The sequence below is a fragment of the Streptomyces nitrosporeus genome (genome assembly GCF_008704555.1).
GTDB lineage: Bacteria > Actinomycetota > Actinomycetes > Streptomycetales > Streptomycetaceae > Streptomyces > Streptomyces nitrosporeus.
In genome coordinates this window covers 847,496-861,313 of sequence record NZ_CP023702.1, presented here as the reverse complement: position 1 = coordinate 861,313, position 13,818 = coordinate 847,496, and the positions used below count along the sequence as shown (strand labels likewise).

The window sequence follows — 13,818 nt, the reverse complement described above, 5'->3', positions numbered from 1 at the left end:
ACCCGGGGCGGCATCACCGCGCGCCTCCGCCACCCGCCGGCGCGCCGGCCGGTGGACGGTCCGCGGACCGGGCGCCCCGGACAGCGGGGGCCCCGGGACTCCGGGCGGGCGGGCCCGGGGGGCGTGCACCGGCGGCGTCCGCGCGCAGCGGGTCCTGGCGTACCAGCCGCATCAGCGCCTTCGCCCCCGGGCTCAGGGCCCGGGCCGGAGGGAGCACCACCACGCTCTCGTAGACCGGACGGCAAGAGCCCGCGAACTCCACCGCGACCAGCCCCCGGGCCTCCGGCTTGCGTGAGAAGTGGTGCGGGACGACCGCGATACCCAGGCCCTCCTGCACCAGCTCCAGCAGGCTGTGCACGTCGTTGACCTCGAGCGCCACCGTGCGCCGTACCTCCGCCGCGCCGAACGCCTCGTCGGCCGCGCGCCGCGGGCCCCAGTCCGGGTGGAAGTCGATGAACGCCTCGCCCCGCAGCCCCGTCCACTCCACCCGGGGCCGGTCCGCGAGCGGATGCCCGGGCGCGCACAGCACCACCATCGGCTCCCGGGCCAGCGGAATCAGCTCACCCCGCCACTGCGGCGGGCTCACCGTGGCGGCGAACGCCAGGTCGAGGCGGCCGCCGGCCACCCCGTCCAGCAGGCTCGACGTGCCCTCCTGGCGCAGCCGGATCTCCATGTGCGGATGCTCCCGGCGGAAGGCCGCCAGCAGCCTGGCCGGGCTGACCCCGGCCACGCACTGCTCGACACCCAGCGTCAGGGTGCCGCGCAGCAGCCCGCGCACCGCGTCGACCGCGTCCCGCGCCGCCCTCGCCCCCGCCAGGGTGCGCTCGGCCTCCACCAGCAGTGCCTGGCCCGCCTCCGTCAGCCGCACCGTACGGGTGGTGCGGCTGAACAACGGGGTGCCCAGTTCCTGCTCCAGCGCCCGTACGGACGCGGACAGCCCGGACTGGGACACGGCGAGACGCTCGGCCGCGCGGGTGAAATGGCGTTCCCCGGCGACGGCGACGAAATGTTCCAGCTGGCGCAGTTCCACGATTGAGCAATATAGGTCATGAATCCGAGCGGAATCTCCTGTTGGACCGCTGGATCTTTCTCCGTCAGGCTGGGGGAGCGCGCAGCACCGGCGCGCCCCCGGCCGGGCCGGGGAACCCTTCCGTGGAGTGCTCGTATGTACCTTCCGTCCGCCGGCCGCTACACCGCCATGCCCTACCGGCGCACCGGACGCAGCGGTCTGCTGCTGCCCGCGCTGTCCCTCGGGCTCTGGCACAACTTCGGAGGCGACCGGACCCCGGAGACCCAGGCGGCGATCCTGCGCCGGGCGTTCGACCTGGGCATCACCCACTTCGACCTGGCCAACAACTACGGCCCCCCGCCCGGCTCCGCGGAACTCACCCTGGGCCGCGCCCTGAAGGGCGACTTCGCCCGCCTCAGGGACGAGATCGTCATCTCCACCAAGGCGGGCTACCACATGTGGGAGGGGCCGTACGGGGAGTGGGGGTCCCGGAAGTACCTGCGGGCCTCCCTGGACCAGAGCCTGACCCGGCTCGGCGTCGACTACGTCGACATCTTCTACTCGCACCGCTTCGACCCGGACACCCCGCTCGAGGAGACGATGGGCGCCCTGGACACCGCGGTCCGCCAGGGCAAGGCGCTGTACGCCGGGATCTCCAACTACTCCGCCGAGCAGACCCGCGAGGCCGCCCGGATCCTGGAGGGCCTGGGCACCCCGCTCCTCATCCACCAGCCGCGCTACTCGATGCTCGACCGCTGGGCGGAGGACGGGCTGCTGGACACCCTGGACGAGCTGGGTACCGGCTCCATCGCGTATTCCCCGCTGGAACAGGGTCTTCTGACGGACCGTTACCTGCGTGGTGTCCCGGCGGACTCCCGCGCGGCGGGCAGCAGCCCCTTCCTGACGGCCGAGGCGGTCACACCCGAGCTGGTGGAGCGGCTCGGCGCCCTGGACGCGCTCGCCCGGGGCCGCGGCCAGTCCCTGGCCCAGATGGCCCTGGCCTGGGTGCTGCGCGGTGGCCGGGTCACCTCGGCGGTGGTCGGCGCGAGCAGCGTCGCCCAGCTGGAGAACAGCGTCGAGGCGGTCCGCAACCTGGAGTTCGACGACGCGGAGCTCGCCCGCATCGAGGATCTCCTGCGGTCCTGACCGCCGGCGGGAGGCCCGTGCGCGCGGGCCTCCCGCCCCGCTCCCCGCCCCGGCCGCCGGCAGGGAGTGCTGGACAGCGTCCGCGATCTGTCCCAGAGTGGCGGGGTCGATGCCCGGCGCCGATGCCGACGGCAGCCGGAACGCCGTGACCTGCGCGGAACGGAGTGGTGCGCGTGAAGATCCTCGTCAGCGCCGACATGGAGGGCGCCACCGGGGTGACCTGGCCGGCCGACGTGCTCCCCGGGACCCCGCAGTGGGAGCGGTGCCGCGTGATGTTCACCTCCGACGTGAACGCCGCCGCCCTCGGCTTCTTCGACGGCGGCGCCGACGAGGTCCTCGTCAACGAGGCCCACTGGTCCATGCGCAACCTGCTGCTGGAACACCTCGACGAACGCGTCCGGATGCTGACCGGCAGACACAAGTCGCTCTCCATGGTCGAGGGCATCCAGCACGGTGACGTCGACGCCGTCGCCTTCGTCGGCTACCACACCGGAGCCGGGACCGAAGGCGTCCTGGCCCACACCTACCTCGCCAACTCCATCACCGGCGTGTGGCTGAACGGTGTCCGGGCCAGCGAGGGACTGCTCAACGCCCATGTCGCGGCCGAGTACGGCGTTCCCGTCGTCCTGGTCACCGGCGACGACCTGACCTGCGAGGACGCCGTGCTCTACGCGCCGGACGCCCGCAAGGTCGCGGTGAAGGACCACGTCTCCCGGTACGCCGCCGTGTGCCGCACCCCCGCGCGCACCGCCGCCGACATCCGTACCGCCGCCCGCGAGGCCACCGCGCTCGCCGGCCGGACCGCCCCGGTGGCAGGCGGCCCCTTCACCGTGGAGCTGGAGTTCGACGCGGAGCACCTGGCCGCCGCCGCGACGGTGGTCCCCGGCGTGGCGCCGAGCGGGGAACGGCGTGTCGCCTACACCAGCGCGACGATGTACGAAGGCATCCGCACGTTCAAGGCGGTGACGACCATCGCGTCGGCCGCCGTGGAGGAGCAGTATGGCTGAGGCGCCCCCCGGCCCGGTCGACGGCACCGCACTCGACGAGTCGGTCACGTTCACCTCCGAGCTGATCAGGATCGACACCACCAACCGCGGGGGCGGCGACTGCCGTGAACGCCCCGCCGCCGAGTACGTCGCCGAGCGGCTGGCCGGTGCCGGGCTCGAACCGGTCCTGCTGGAACGCACCCCCGGCCGGACCAACGTCGTCGCCCGGATCGAGGGCACCGACCCGTCCGCCGACGCGCTGCTGGTCCACGGACACCTCGACGTGGTCCCCGCCGAGGCCGCCGACTGGAGCGTGCACCCCTTCTCCGGCGAGGTGCGCGACGGGGTGGTGTGGGGGCGCGGCGCCATCGACATGAAGAACATGGACGCGATGGTCCTCGCCGTCGTCCGTGCCTGGGCCCGCGCCGGCGTCCGCCCCCGCCGGGACATCGTCATCGCCTACACCGCCGACGAGGAGGCCAGCGCCGAGGACGGCTCCGGCTTCCTCGCCGACCGCCACCCCGGGCTGTTCGAAGGCTGCACCGAGGGCATCAGCGAGTCCGGCGCCTTCACCTTCCACGCCGGCCCCGGCCTGTCGCTCTACCCCATCGCGGCGGGTGAACGCGGCACCGCCTGGCTGAGGCTGACCGCCGAGGGCAAGGCGGGCCACGGCTCCAAGACCAACCGGGACAACGCCGTCAGCAGGCTCGCCGCGGCCGTCGCCCGGATCGGGGGGCACCGGTGGCCGGTGCGGATCACCCCGACCGTGCGGGCCGCGCTCACCGAGATCGCCGCCCTGCACCACATCCAGGCCGACCCGGACGCCCCCGGCTTCGACGTGGACGAACTGCTGGGCAAACTGGGGCCGGCCGCCGGACTCGTCGAGCCGACCGTCCGCAACAGCAGCAACCCCACGATGCTGGAAGCCGGTTACAAGGTCAACGTGATCCCCGGACGGGCCACCGCCCACATCGACGGGCGCATGGTGCCCGGCGGCGAGGACGAGTTCCACACGACCCTGGACCTGCTGACCGGCCCCGGTGTCACCTGGGAGTACGCACACCGCGAGGTCCCGCTCACGGCACCGGTGGACTCGCCGACGTTCCGGAGGATGCGGGCCGCCGTCGAACTGTTCGACCCGGGCGCCCGTGCCGTGCCCTACTGCATGTCCGGCGGCACCGACGCCAAGCAGTTCTCCCGGCTCGGTATCGCCGGCTACGGCTTCTCCCCGCTGAAACTGCCCGTCGGCTTCGACTACCAGGCGCTCTTCCACGGCGTCGACGAGCGGGTCCCCGTCGACGCCCTGCACTTCGGCGTCCGCGTCCTGGACCACTTCCTGCGCGACGCCTGACCCGACCGAACCGCCCGACCGGAGGGGGAACCCACCCATGGTGACCGCAGCGCCGTACGGAACCTGGCCGTCACCCGTCGACGCCGCCGTCGCCGCGTCGCAGGACGGCAGACCCGAGTACGTCCAGGCGGTGGGCGACGAGGTCTGGTGGACCGAACCGCGCCCGGCCGAGGGCGGACGCCGCACCCTGGTCCGCCGCCGCGCCGACGGAACCGTCGAGACCGTGCTGCCCGAACCCTGGAACCCGCGCAGCCGGGTCATCGAGTACGGCGGTGTCCCCTGGGCCGGCATCGCCCGCACCCCCGAGGAGGGCGGCCCGCTCGTCGTCTTCGTCCACCACCCCGACCAGCGGCTGTACGCCTACGCCCCGGACGGCCCGGACGCTCCCCGGCCGCTCACCCCGCTCTCCGGCACCGGCGGCGGCCTGCGCTGGGCCGACCCGCGCCTGCTCCCGGAGCGCGGGCCGCACGGCGAGGTGTGGTGCGTGCTGGAGGAGTTCACCGGGCCTTCGCCCACCGACGTACGCCGAGTGATCGCGGCCGTGCCGCTGGACGGCTCGGCCGCCGGTGACCGTGCCGCCGTACGTGAACTCAGCGACGACCGGCACCGCTTCGTCACCGGCCCCGAGATCTCGCACGACGGCCGGCGTGCCGCCTGGATCGCCTGGGACCACCCCCGGATGCCCTGGGACGGCACGGTCGTGATGATGGCCGAGATCACCGGGGACGGCGCCTTCACCGGGGTGCGCCCCCTCGTCGGCGGCGACGACGAGGCGGTCGCCCAGATCGCGTGGGACCGCGACGGCTCCCTGGTCTTCGTGTCCGACATCAGCGGCTGGTGGGAACTCCAGCGGCTGCGGCCGGACGCCCCCGCCGGGGCGGTCGTGCCCACGAGCCGGCTCTGCGCCCCCCGCGGCGAGGAGTTCGGCGGACCGCTCTGGAAGATCGGGCTGAGCTGGTTCCGGCTGATGGAGGGCGGGCTGATCGCCGTCCTGCACGGCCGGGGCACCAGCCGGCTGGGCATCCTCGACCCGGAGACCGGCGAACTCGTCGACGCGGCAGGCCCGTGGACCGCCTGGTCCGACACCCTGGCCGTACAGGACACCCGGGTCATCGGCATCGCGGCGAGCCCCGCCACCTCGTACGAGGTGGTGGAACTGGACACCGCGACCGGGCACACCCGGACCCTGGGCGCGGCCCACCGGGACCTTGTCGACCCGGCGTACTACCCCGAGCCCCGGGTCCGCACCTTCACCGGCCCGGACGGCCGTGAGATCCACGCCCACGTGTATCCGCCGCACCACCCCGCCCGCACCGGCCCCGAGGGCGAACTGCCGCCCTACGTCGTCCGGGCGCACGGCGGCCCCACCGGGCACTTCCCTCTCGTGCTCGACCTGGAGACCGTCTACCTCACCTCCCGGGGCATCGGCGTCGTGGAGGTGAACTACGGCGGCTCCACCGGCTACGGCCTGGCCTACCGCGAGCGGCTGCGAGGGCGGTGGGGCGTCGTCGACGTCGAGGACTGCGCCGCCGTCGCCACCGCCCTGGCCGACGAGGGCACCGCCGACGGGGACCGGCTGGCGATCAGCGGCGGCAGCGCCGGAGGCTGGACGGCGGCCGCCTCCCTGACCGGGACGGACGTCTACGCCTGCGGGACGATCAGCTACCCCGTCCTGGACCTGGAGGGCTGGGCGGCCGGCGGGACCCACGACTTCGAGTCCCGGTACCTCGACTCCCTCATCGGCCCCTACGCCGAGGTCCCCGAGCGCTACCGCGAACGGTCCCCCGTCAACCGGGCCGACCGCCTCCGCGTGCCCTTCCTGCTGCTCCAGGGGCTCGACGACCCCATCTGCCCGCCCGCCCAGTGCGAACGCCTCCTCGCGGCGATCGAGGGCCGGGGCGTCCCGCACGCCTACCTCACCTTCGAGGGGGAGAGCCACGGCTTCCGCCGCACCGGCACCCTGGTCCGCGCGCTGGAGGCCGAACTCTCCCTGTACGCCCAGACCTTCGGGTTCGACCGGGACGACGTCCCGAAGCTGGAACTCACGAAGTGACCGGCTCCCGCCCGCCCGCGCCCGCCCCCCTCGCCCCGTCGGCCCGTCCGGCCCGGCTGCGGCCGGGCTCCAGGGTCGCCGTCGTCGCCCCGAGCGGCCCGGTACCGCCCGAACGGCTGGAGAAGGGCCTCGCGCTGCTGCGCGGCTGGGACCTGGACCCCGTACCGATGCCCCACCTCCTGGACACGCACCCGGAACTGGACCACCTCGCGGGCACGGACGCGGCCCGGGCCGGGGACCTCCAGGCGGCCTGGTGCGACCCCTCGTTCGACGCGGTGCTCTGCGCACGCGGCGGTTACGGCGCCCACCGGATGGTCGACCTGCTGGACTGGGCCGCGATCCGCGCGGCCGGGCCGAAGGTCTTCGTCGGCTACAGCGACATCACCGTGCTGCACGAGGCGTTCGCCCTGCGGGCCGGCTTCGCCACCCTGCACGGCCCGATGATCGCCACCGAGGCGTTCCTGGAGGACGCCCTCACCCAGGAGTCCCTGCGCGCGACCCTGTTCGAACCCGAGTCGGTACGGACACTCGGCCTGGACACGGCGGCGGCCCTGGTCCCGGGTACCGCCCGGGGCATCACCTACGGCGGCTGCGTCAGCCTGCTCGCCGCCGACCTGGGCACCCCGCGGGCCCGTACCCGGGCCGCGGGCGGGCTGCTGGTGATCGAGGACGTCACCGAGGACCCCTACCGCGTCGACGGCTTCCTCACCCGGCTCCTGCGCGCCGGCGCGCTCGACGGAGTGGCCGGCGTCGCCTGCGGCTCCTGGAAGGACTGCGGGCCCTACGACCGGGTACGCGCGGTGCTCGCCGACCGGCTCGGGCCGCTCGGCGTGCCGGTCGTCGAGGAGCTGGGCTTCGGGCACGGGTCCCCGGCGCTCACGGTCCCCTTCGGCGTCCCCGCCGTCCTGCACGCGCCGGCCGGCGGCGGACGCTGCACGCTCACCGCCGAGGTCCCGGCGCTGCGCTGAGCCCCGTCCCGCGCCCCGGCGATCAGGCCCGTCACCGGCACCGTCACCGCCACCGTCACCGGTACCGCCACCGTCACCGGCATTCCGGAGGACACCGGGACGCCGGAGCCGCCCGTGGCCGGCCGAGGAGGCCGCCGGGCTCCGGCCGTCACCCGTCCGGCCGCGCCGGGCTCCCGTGGGCGGCCGTCCGCGGGAACCCTGGGCCCATGAATGCCAAGAGCGACCCGGCGGGCACCGCCGGCACCGGCCCGTTCTCCCCCGCCCGGATCGCCGTCACGGTCCTGGCCGTACTCGTGATCGTCTTCATCTGCGTGAACACCCAGGACGTCACCATCCGCGTGATCGTGCCCCAGGTGACGATGCCGCTGTGGGCGGCGCTGCTCGGTGTCTTCCTGGCGGGGATCCTCTGCGGAGCCTTCGCCGTGTACCGCAGGCGCCGCCGCTCCTGAGGGGCCCGCCCCACGGGCCGCCCCGCGTCCGGCCCGCCGGGGGCGGATGACGGGGTGTTTACCCGAGCCAGTTATTGCATCTAATATGCAATAACTTCATAGGCGCAGCAGGGGTGTGGGGGCGTATGGCGAGGCGACGGACACGCGGGGCCGCGGCCCTCGCGGCGGCTCTGGGCACGGCGGCTGCCGCCTGCTCGGCACCCGGGAGCGGCGCGGAGGCCGGGAGCCCCGCCGACTCGGTGGTGATCGGGGTGTCCTCGGAACCGGACACCCTCAGCCCGCTGCTCGGCTACGGCAAGGACGGCAACTCCAAGATCTTCGACGGGCTGCTCGCCCACGACGCCGGACTGGGCCTGGAACCGGCGCTCGCCGCGGCACTGCCCGAGATCACCGACGGCGGACTCACCTACACCTACACCCTGCGCCAGGGCGTGGAGTTCAGCGACGGTGAGCCGCTCACCCCCGCCGACGTGGTGTTCACCTACCGCACGGTCCTGGACGAGAAGACCAACAACACCTCGCGCAGCGAACTGAACGCCGTCGAGGACGTCCGGGCGGCCGGTGACGACAAGGTCGTCTTCCGCCTCAAGTACCCCTACGCCCCCTTCGCCGGACGCACCGTCCTGCCGATCGTCCCCGAGCACGCCGCCGGCGGGCAGGACCCCAACACCGGTTCCTTCAACACCGAACCCGTCGGCACCGGGCCGTACGTCCTCTCCTCCTGGCGCAAGGGCGAGAAGCTCACCTTCAAGGCCAACCCCCGCTACTGGGGAGCGGCACCGGAGGTGAAGACCCTCACCATGGCGATCGTCCAGGACGACGACGTACGCGCCACCCGGCTGCGCTCCGGCGACCTCGACGGAGCGGTCCTCCCGCCCGCCCTCGCCGCCACCTTCGAGGACGACGGCAGCAGGAAGACCTACACCGCGACGTCCTACGACAGTCGCACCGTCACCCTGCCCACCGCGAACGAGGTCACCGGCGACCGCGCGATCCGCCGGGCCCTGGACGCCGCCGTCGACCGCGAGGCCATGGTGGACAAGATCCTCGACGGCGCGGGCCGCCCCGCCTACGGGCCGATCCCGGTCGACGACCCCTGGTTCGGCCCGGGCGTCAGACGGGAGCGGGACCTCGGCAAGGCCCGGACCGTCCTGGACGACGCGGGGTGGAAGCCCGGGAAGGACGGCATCCGCGCCAGGGACGGCCGCCGCGCCGCCTTCACCCTGCTCTACCCCTCGGGCGACAAGGTCCGCCAGGACCACGCCCTCGCTTATGCCTCCGACGCCAGGAAGGCCGGCATCGACGTGACGGCGGAGAGCGCCACCTGGGAGGTCATCGAGCCGCGCATGAAGGACGACGCGGTCCTCGCCGGGTTCGGCAGCACCGGGGACCCCGACTACGGGCTCTACACGACGCTGCACTCCTCCCTCGCCGGGGACGGCTTCAACAACATGGGCCGCTACGACAACCCGGCGGTGGACAAGGCCCTGGACACCGGGCGCCGGGTCCAGGACCCGCTCGCCCGCAAGGCCGCCTACGACACGGTCCAGAAGGAGCTCGTCGAGGACCCCGGCTACACCTTCCTCACCCACATCGACCACCTGTACGTGCTCGCCGACCGCTGGGAGGGGCTGACCACCCAGACCGAACCCCACGAACACGGATTCGCCAGCGGACCGTGGTGGAACGTCGAGGACTGGCAGCCGAAGGAATGACACCGCTCCCCTGGGGGGCGATGGGGCGGCTGGTGGCACGCCGGGCCCTGTTCGCCGTCCCCGCCCTCCTCCTCGTCACCTTCGGCGTCTTCGCCGTCGCCGCCGCGTCCCCCTTCGACCCCGTCAGGGCCTACGGCGGGACCGCGGTCCTGGGCGCCGACCAGGAGACCCTGGACCGGCTGCGCGCCAACCTCGGCGCCGGCGAACCCTTCGCGGCGCGCTGGTGGCGGTGGCTGACCCAGGCCGTCACGGGCGAACTCGGCGACTCCGGGGTGATGCGCCAGCCGGTCACCGAGGTGATCGGTGAACGCCTCGTCTGGTCGGCGCTGCTGTGCGCGGTCGCGTTCGGCGTCGCGGTGCTCGCCGGCACGGCCGCCGGAGTGCTCGCCGCCCGCCGCCCCGGCTCGTGGACCGACCGGGCGGTCACCTCGCTCGCCTACACCCTGGAGGCCGCGCCGGTCTTCTGGACCGCCCTGCTCGCGGTCTGGCTGTTCGCGCTCCAGCTGGACCTGCTCCCGGCCGGAGGGCTCACCGACACCGCCAGCGAACACGTCTCGCCCGGCCAGGTCCTCAGCCACGTGGTCCTGCCCGCCGGAGTGCTCGCCCTGTCCCAGCTGCCCTGGTTCACGCTCTACGTACGCCAGGGAGTCGGGGACGCCCTGGCCGAGGACCCCGTGCGCGGGGCCCGCGCACGGGGACTGAGCGAACGCACCGTCCTGCTCGGCCACGCCCTGCGCTCCGGACTCCTCCCGGTCCTCACCCTCATCGGCTCCCGGGTACCCGAACTCATCACCGGCGCCCTGCTGGTGGAAACCGTATTCAGCTGGCCGGGCATCGCGGCGGCCACCGTGGAAGCGGCCACCTCCGTCGACTTCCCGCTGCTCGCCGCCCTGACCACCCTCGCCACCGTCGCCGTCCTCGCCGGGAACCTCCTGGCGGACCTGCTGTACGGGCTGACCGATCCGAGAGTGGAGCTGAACCGGCTGTGACCTCAACGGCGGACACGGGGACGAAGGCGGCGGCCGCACCGGCCGGCCCCGCCTGGCGGTCGCACGGCACCGCCCGCCGCTCCACCCGCACCGTCCGCGTGTACACCTCCGCCGCGCTGGTCGCGGCCACCGTCCTGGCCGTCCTGCTCGTCCCGCCGGCCGTCCAGCTCGACCAGCAGGCCGTCGACCTGTCCGCCAAGCTGCTGCCCCCGTCCGCCGGACACCCCTTCGGGACGGACGACGTCGGCCGCGACCTGCTGCTGCGCTGCGTCTACGGCCTGCGGGTCTCCCTCCTCGTCGGGGTGGCGGCAGCCCTCACGGCCACCGTCATCGGCACCGCCGTCGGCGCGTGCGCCGGTGCGCTGGGCGGCTGGGCCGACCGGGGCCTCATGCGGCTCGTCGACACCCTCTCGTCCGTACCCCACCTGCTGCTCGGCATCTTCATCATCGCGATGTTCCGCCCGGGGGTCTGGCCCGTCGTCATCTCGGTCGCCCTCACCCACTGGCTGTCCACCGCCCGGATCGTCCGCGCGGAGATCCTCTCCCTGCGCTCCCGCCCGTTCATCGACGCGGCCGTGTCCGGCGGCGCGTCACGGTGGCGGGTGACGGTACGCCACCTGCTGCCCGGGGTCCTGCCCCAGGCCGCCCTGGCCGCCGTGCTGATGATCCCGCACGCGATGTGGCACGAGTCCGCGCTCTCCTTCCTCGGGCTCGGACTGCCCACCCACACCGCCAGTCTCGGAACCCTCGTCCAGAGCGCCCGCGGCACCCTGCTGGCCGGACAGTGGTGGCCGACGCTCTTCCCCGGCCTCTTCATCATCCTGCCCACCCTCGCCATCGCCGGCCTCGCCGGCGCGTGGCGCGAACGCCTCAACCCGCGCCGCCGATCGGAGCTGATGCTGTGACCCCGCGCACGCGGCCCCCCGTCCTGTCGGTCCGCGGGCTGTCCGTACGGTTCCGCATGCCGGGCGGACGCCATGTCGCCGCCGTCACCGACGCCCACTTCGACGTCGCACCGGGGGAGTGCCTCGTCCTGGTCGGCGAGAGCGGCTGCGGGAAATCCGTCCTCGCGTCCGCCCTGCTCGGCCTGCTGCCCTCCAACGCGCAGACCGCCGGATCGGCCCGCCTCGGCGGCCTCGACCTGCTCACCGCCGGCGAACGCACCCTCGCCCGGACGGTACGGGGCCGGATGATCGGCCTGATCCCGCAGAGCCCCGCCGCGCACCTCACACCCGTACGCACCATCCGCTCCCAGCTGGAGGAGACCGTCGCCCAGCTGACCGGGGTACGGGGCCGCGCTGCCCTGCGCACCGCCGCCGAGGAGGCCGCCGCCCGCGCCGCGTACCCCGGCGGGCACCTGGACCGGTACCCGCACGAACTCTCGGGCGGCCTCGCCCAGCGCGCCGCGACCGCCCTGGCCCTCGTCGGCGGTGCCCCCCTGCTGCTGGCCGACGAACCGACCACCGGGCTCGACCGCGACCTCGTCGAGCACACCGTCGACGAACTGCGCCGGCACCTTCACACCCCCACGGACGACGGCCCCTCCGGAACGGACACCGGCGGACGCGCGCTGCTCGTGATCACCCACGACCTGGTGGCGGCCGAACGCATCGCCGACCGGGTCGCCGTGATGTACGCCGGCCGCCTCGTCGAACTGGCCGACGCGGAAGGCTTCTTCGGCTCACCCGGCCCCCGCCACCCCTACAGCCGCGGGCTGCTGAGGGCCCTCCCCGAGCGGGACTTCGCCCCCGTCCCCGGCATGCCGCCCGAACTCGGTGACCTCCCCGCGGGCTGCGCCTTCGCCGCCCGCTGCGAACGGGCCACCGACGCCTGCGCGAGCCCGCCGGACCCGACGGGCACACACCGCGCCGTCGCCTGCCACCACCCCTGCCTGCCGGAGGGCGTCCGTGCTCGAACTCCGTGACATCACCGCCGGATACGACCGCCGGGCCCCCGTCGTACGCGCGGTCTCGCTGACCGTGCGCCCCGGCGAGTCCGTCGGCCTGCTGGGTCCCAGCGGCTGCGGCAAGTCCACCCTGGCCCGGGTCGCGTCCCTGCTGCACCGCCCCGACTCCGGGACCCTGACCCTGGACGGAACCCCCGTACACCGCTGGCGCCACCGCGCGCCCCGCGGCCTGCGCACCGCCGTCGGCGTCGTCTTCCAGCAGCCCAGGCTCTCCGCGGACCCCCGGCTGCGGCTCGCCGACCTGATCGCCGAACCCCTGCGCGCCACCGGCCGGCGCGCCCTCGCCGCCGGACGGGTCGCCGAACTGGCCGGGCCCCTCGGCCTCACCCCGGACCTGCTGGGGCGGCGCCCCCACGAGGTCAGCGACGGGCAGTTGCAGCGCGCCTGCCTCGCCCGCGCCCTCGTCCTGCGCCCCCGCTGGCTGATCTGCGACGAGATGACGGCCATGCTGGACGCGTCCACCACCGCCGCGCTCGTCGAGGCCGTCGAGCGCTACCGCGCCTCCACCGGGGCGGGGCTGCTCGCCGTCGGCCACGACCGGGCCCTCCTGGACCGCTGGTGCGACCGCACGGCCGACTGGGCCACCCTGACGGGCCCGGCGGCCCGCCCGCACGGCGACCGGCCCTGACCGCCCGCCGCGTACGAACGGCGCGAAGCCGGGAAGGCCGGGGCCGGGCGCGGGGCTGCCCGTGCGGACGGCGAAGCCGCCGCGGCAGGGGCCGCGCCTCCCCGCCGCGCGGCTGTACGACGCCGCGTCAGGCCGCTCCGGAGCCCCGCCTCCCCTTGCGGTTGATCTTCATGGTGTCCATGTCGGTCACCGTGGAACGCAGCGCCCCGTGGCCCAGGCCGCGCCCGGCGAGGACCGTCTGCGCGCGGTCCTCGGCGACGGCCGCCGCCATCTCCTCGCCGTCCTCCGGGTCGGACAGCACCACGTAGCGGAAGCTGAAGTGCTTGAGCGCCGCGTCGTAGGTCAGCGACCCCTCCTCACTGAACCGCATCCCGGCCAGGCCGTGCCGGTCCGCCTCGGCCAGCAGCCGCTCCCGGTCCGCTTCCGTCAGCCCTTCCCAGGTGCCCCGTACGATCACCCGGTAGGTGTGCCGTGTGCTCATCGCTCTCCTCTTCCTCCGCCCGTACGCCGTACCCGGAACGTCCGGGGACGTTGAGCCGGCAGAGTACGCGGGTCAGG

13 protein-coding genes are annotated in these 13,818 nt (G+C 74.3%); 11 read left to right on the top strand and 2 right to left on the bottom strand.

Annotated features, from left to right (window positions below; all coding sequences use genetic code 11):
• Positions 1-13 precede the first annotated feature (13 nt).
• Positions 14-1,030 (bottom strand): LysR family transcriptional regulator, encoded by a 1,017-nt coding sequence (locus CP967_RS03865; RefSeq protein ID WP_229888528.1) that lies wholly within the window; start codon positions 1,028-1,030, stop codon positions 14-16.
• A 135-nt stretch (positions 1,031-1,165) separates the two neighbouring features.
• On the opposite strand from CP967_RS03865, the gene CP967_RS03860 reads away from it, so the two are divergent.
• The 11 genes from CP967_RS03860 to CP967_RS03810 all read left to right on the top strand — a co-directional run bounded on the left by CP967_RS03860 (position 1,166) and on the right by CP967_RS03810 (position 13,260).
• Complete coding sequence (locus tag CP967_RS03860; RefSeq protein ID WP_150486572.1) at positions 1,166-2,155, top strand: aldo/keto reductase; 990 nt, start codon at positions 1,166-1,168, stop codon at positions 2,153-2,155.
• A gap of 173 nt (positions 2,156-2,328) precedes the next feature.
• Positions 2,329-3,162 (top strand): M55 family metallopeptidase, encoded by an 834-nt coding sequence (locus tag CP967_RS03855; RefSeq protein WP_150486571.1) that lies wholly within the window; start codon positions 2,329-2,331, stop codon positions 3,160-3,162.
• Positions 3,155-4,492, top strand: a complete 1,338-nt coding sequence (locus CP967_RS03850; RefSeq protein WP_150486570.1) for a M20/M25/M40 family metallo-hydrolase — start codon at positions 3,155-3,157, stop codon at positions 4,490-4,492. Before CP967_RS03855 ends, CP967_RS03850 begins: the two co-directional genes overlap by 8 nt.
• Before the next feature lie 37 nt (positions 4,493-4,529).
• On the top strand, positions 4,530-6,545 hold the full coding sequence (locus tag CP967_RS03845; RefSeq protein WP_150486569.1) for a S9 family peptidase: 2,016 nt from the start codon (positions 4,530-4,532) through the stop codon (positions 6,543-6,545).
• Positions 6,542-7,513, top strand: a complete 972-nt coding sequence (locus tag CP967_RS03840) for a S66 peptidase family protein (protein WP_150486568.1) — start codon at positions 6,542-6,544, stop codon at positions 7,511-7,513. The genes CP967_RS03845 and CP967_RS03840 overlap by 4 nt, the downstream gene beginning before the upstream one ends.
• 206 nt (positions 7,514-7,719) lie before the next feature.
• On the top strand, positions 7,720-7,962 hold the full coding sequence (locus tag CP967_RS03835) for a lipopolysaccharide assembly protein LapA domain-containing protein (protein ID WP_150486567.1): 243 nt from the start codon (positions 7,720-7,722) through the stop codon (positions 7,960-7,962).
• Between the two features lie 125 nt (positions 7,963-8,087).
• Complete coding sequence (locus CP967_RS03830; protein WP_150486566.1) at positions 8,088-9,677, top strand: ABC transporter substrate-binding protein; 1,590 nt, start codon at positions 8,088-8,090, stop codon at positions 9,675-9,677.
• A 20-nt stretch (positions 9,678-9,697) separates the two neighbouring features.
• The gene (locus tag CP967_RS03825) at positions 9,698-10,666 is read left to right on the top strand and encodes an ABC transporter permease (RefSeq protein ID WP_150491686.1); all 969 of its coding nucleotides are present in this window, start codon (positions 9,698-9,700) and stop codon (positions 10,664-10,666) included.
• Complete coding sequence (locus CP967_RS03820; RefSeq protein WP_150486565.1) at positions 10,663-11,571, top strand: ABC transporter permease; 909 nt, start codon at positions 10,663-10,665, stop codon at positions 11,569-11,571. Before CP967_RS03825 ends, CP967_RS03820 begins: the two co-directional genes overlap by 4 nt.
• A 56-nt stretch (positions 11,572-11,627) precedes the next feature.
• Positions 11,628-12,590, top strand: coding sequence for an ABC transporter ATP-binding protein (locus CP967_RS03815; RefSeq protein WP_150491685.1), 963 nt, complete (start codon positions 11,628-11,630; stop codon positions 12,588-12,590).
• Complete coding sequence (locus CP967_RS03810) at positions 12,574-13,260, top strand: ABC transporter ATP-binding protein (RefSeq protein WP_150486564.1); 687 nt, start codon at positions 12,574-12,576, stop codon at positions 13,258-13,260. Before CP967_RS03815 ends, CP967_RS03810 begins: the two co-directional genes overlap by 17 nt.
• Positions 13,261-13,387: 127 nt before the next feature.
• On the opposite strand, the gene CP967_RS03805 is transcribed toward CP967_RS03810, so the two are convergent.
• Positions 13,388-13,741 carry a DUF6204 family protein gene (locus tag CP967_RS03805; RefSeq protein ID WP_150486563.1) on the bottom strand — a complete coding sequence of 118 codons (354 nt, stop codon included), beginning with the start codon at positions 13,739-13,741 and terminating at the stop codon, positions 13,388-13,390.
• Between the last annotated feature and the right edge of the window lie 77 nt (positions 13,742-13,818).

Coding starts and splice junctions, on each gene's coding strand:
- CP967_RS03860 (WP_150486572.1), top strand. CDS start 1,166: ATGTACCTTCCGTCCGCCGGCCGCTACACCGCCATGCCCTACCGGCGC.
- CP967_RS03815 (WP_150491685.1), top strand. CDS start 11,628: ATGCCGGGCGGACGCCATGTCGCCGCCGTCACCGACGCCCACTTCGAC.
- CP967_RS03805 (WP_150486563.1), bottom strand. CDS start 13,741: ATGAGCACACGGCACACCTACCGGGTGATCGTACGGGGCACCTGGGAA.
- CP967_RS03845 (WP_150486569.1), top strand. CDS start 4,530: ATGGTGACCGCAGCGCCGTACGGAACCTGGCCGTCACCCGTCGACGCC.
- CP967_RS03835 (WP_150486567.1), top strand. CDS start 7,720: ATGAATGCCAAGAGCGACCCGGCGGGCACCGCCGGCACCGGCCCGTTC.
- CP967_RS03825 (WP_150491686.1), top strand. CDS start 9,698: ATGGGGCGGCTGGTGGCACGCCGGGCCCTGTTCGCCGTCCCCGCCCTC.
- CP967_RS03850 (WP_150486570.1), top strand. CDS start 3,155: ATGGCTGAGGCGCCCCCCGGCCCGGTCGACGGCACCGCACTCGACGAG.
- CP967_RS03830 (WP_150486566.1), top strand. CDS start 8,088: ATGGCGAGGCGACGGACACGCGGGGCCGCGGCCCTCGCGGCGGCTCTG.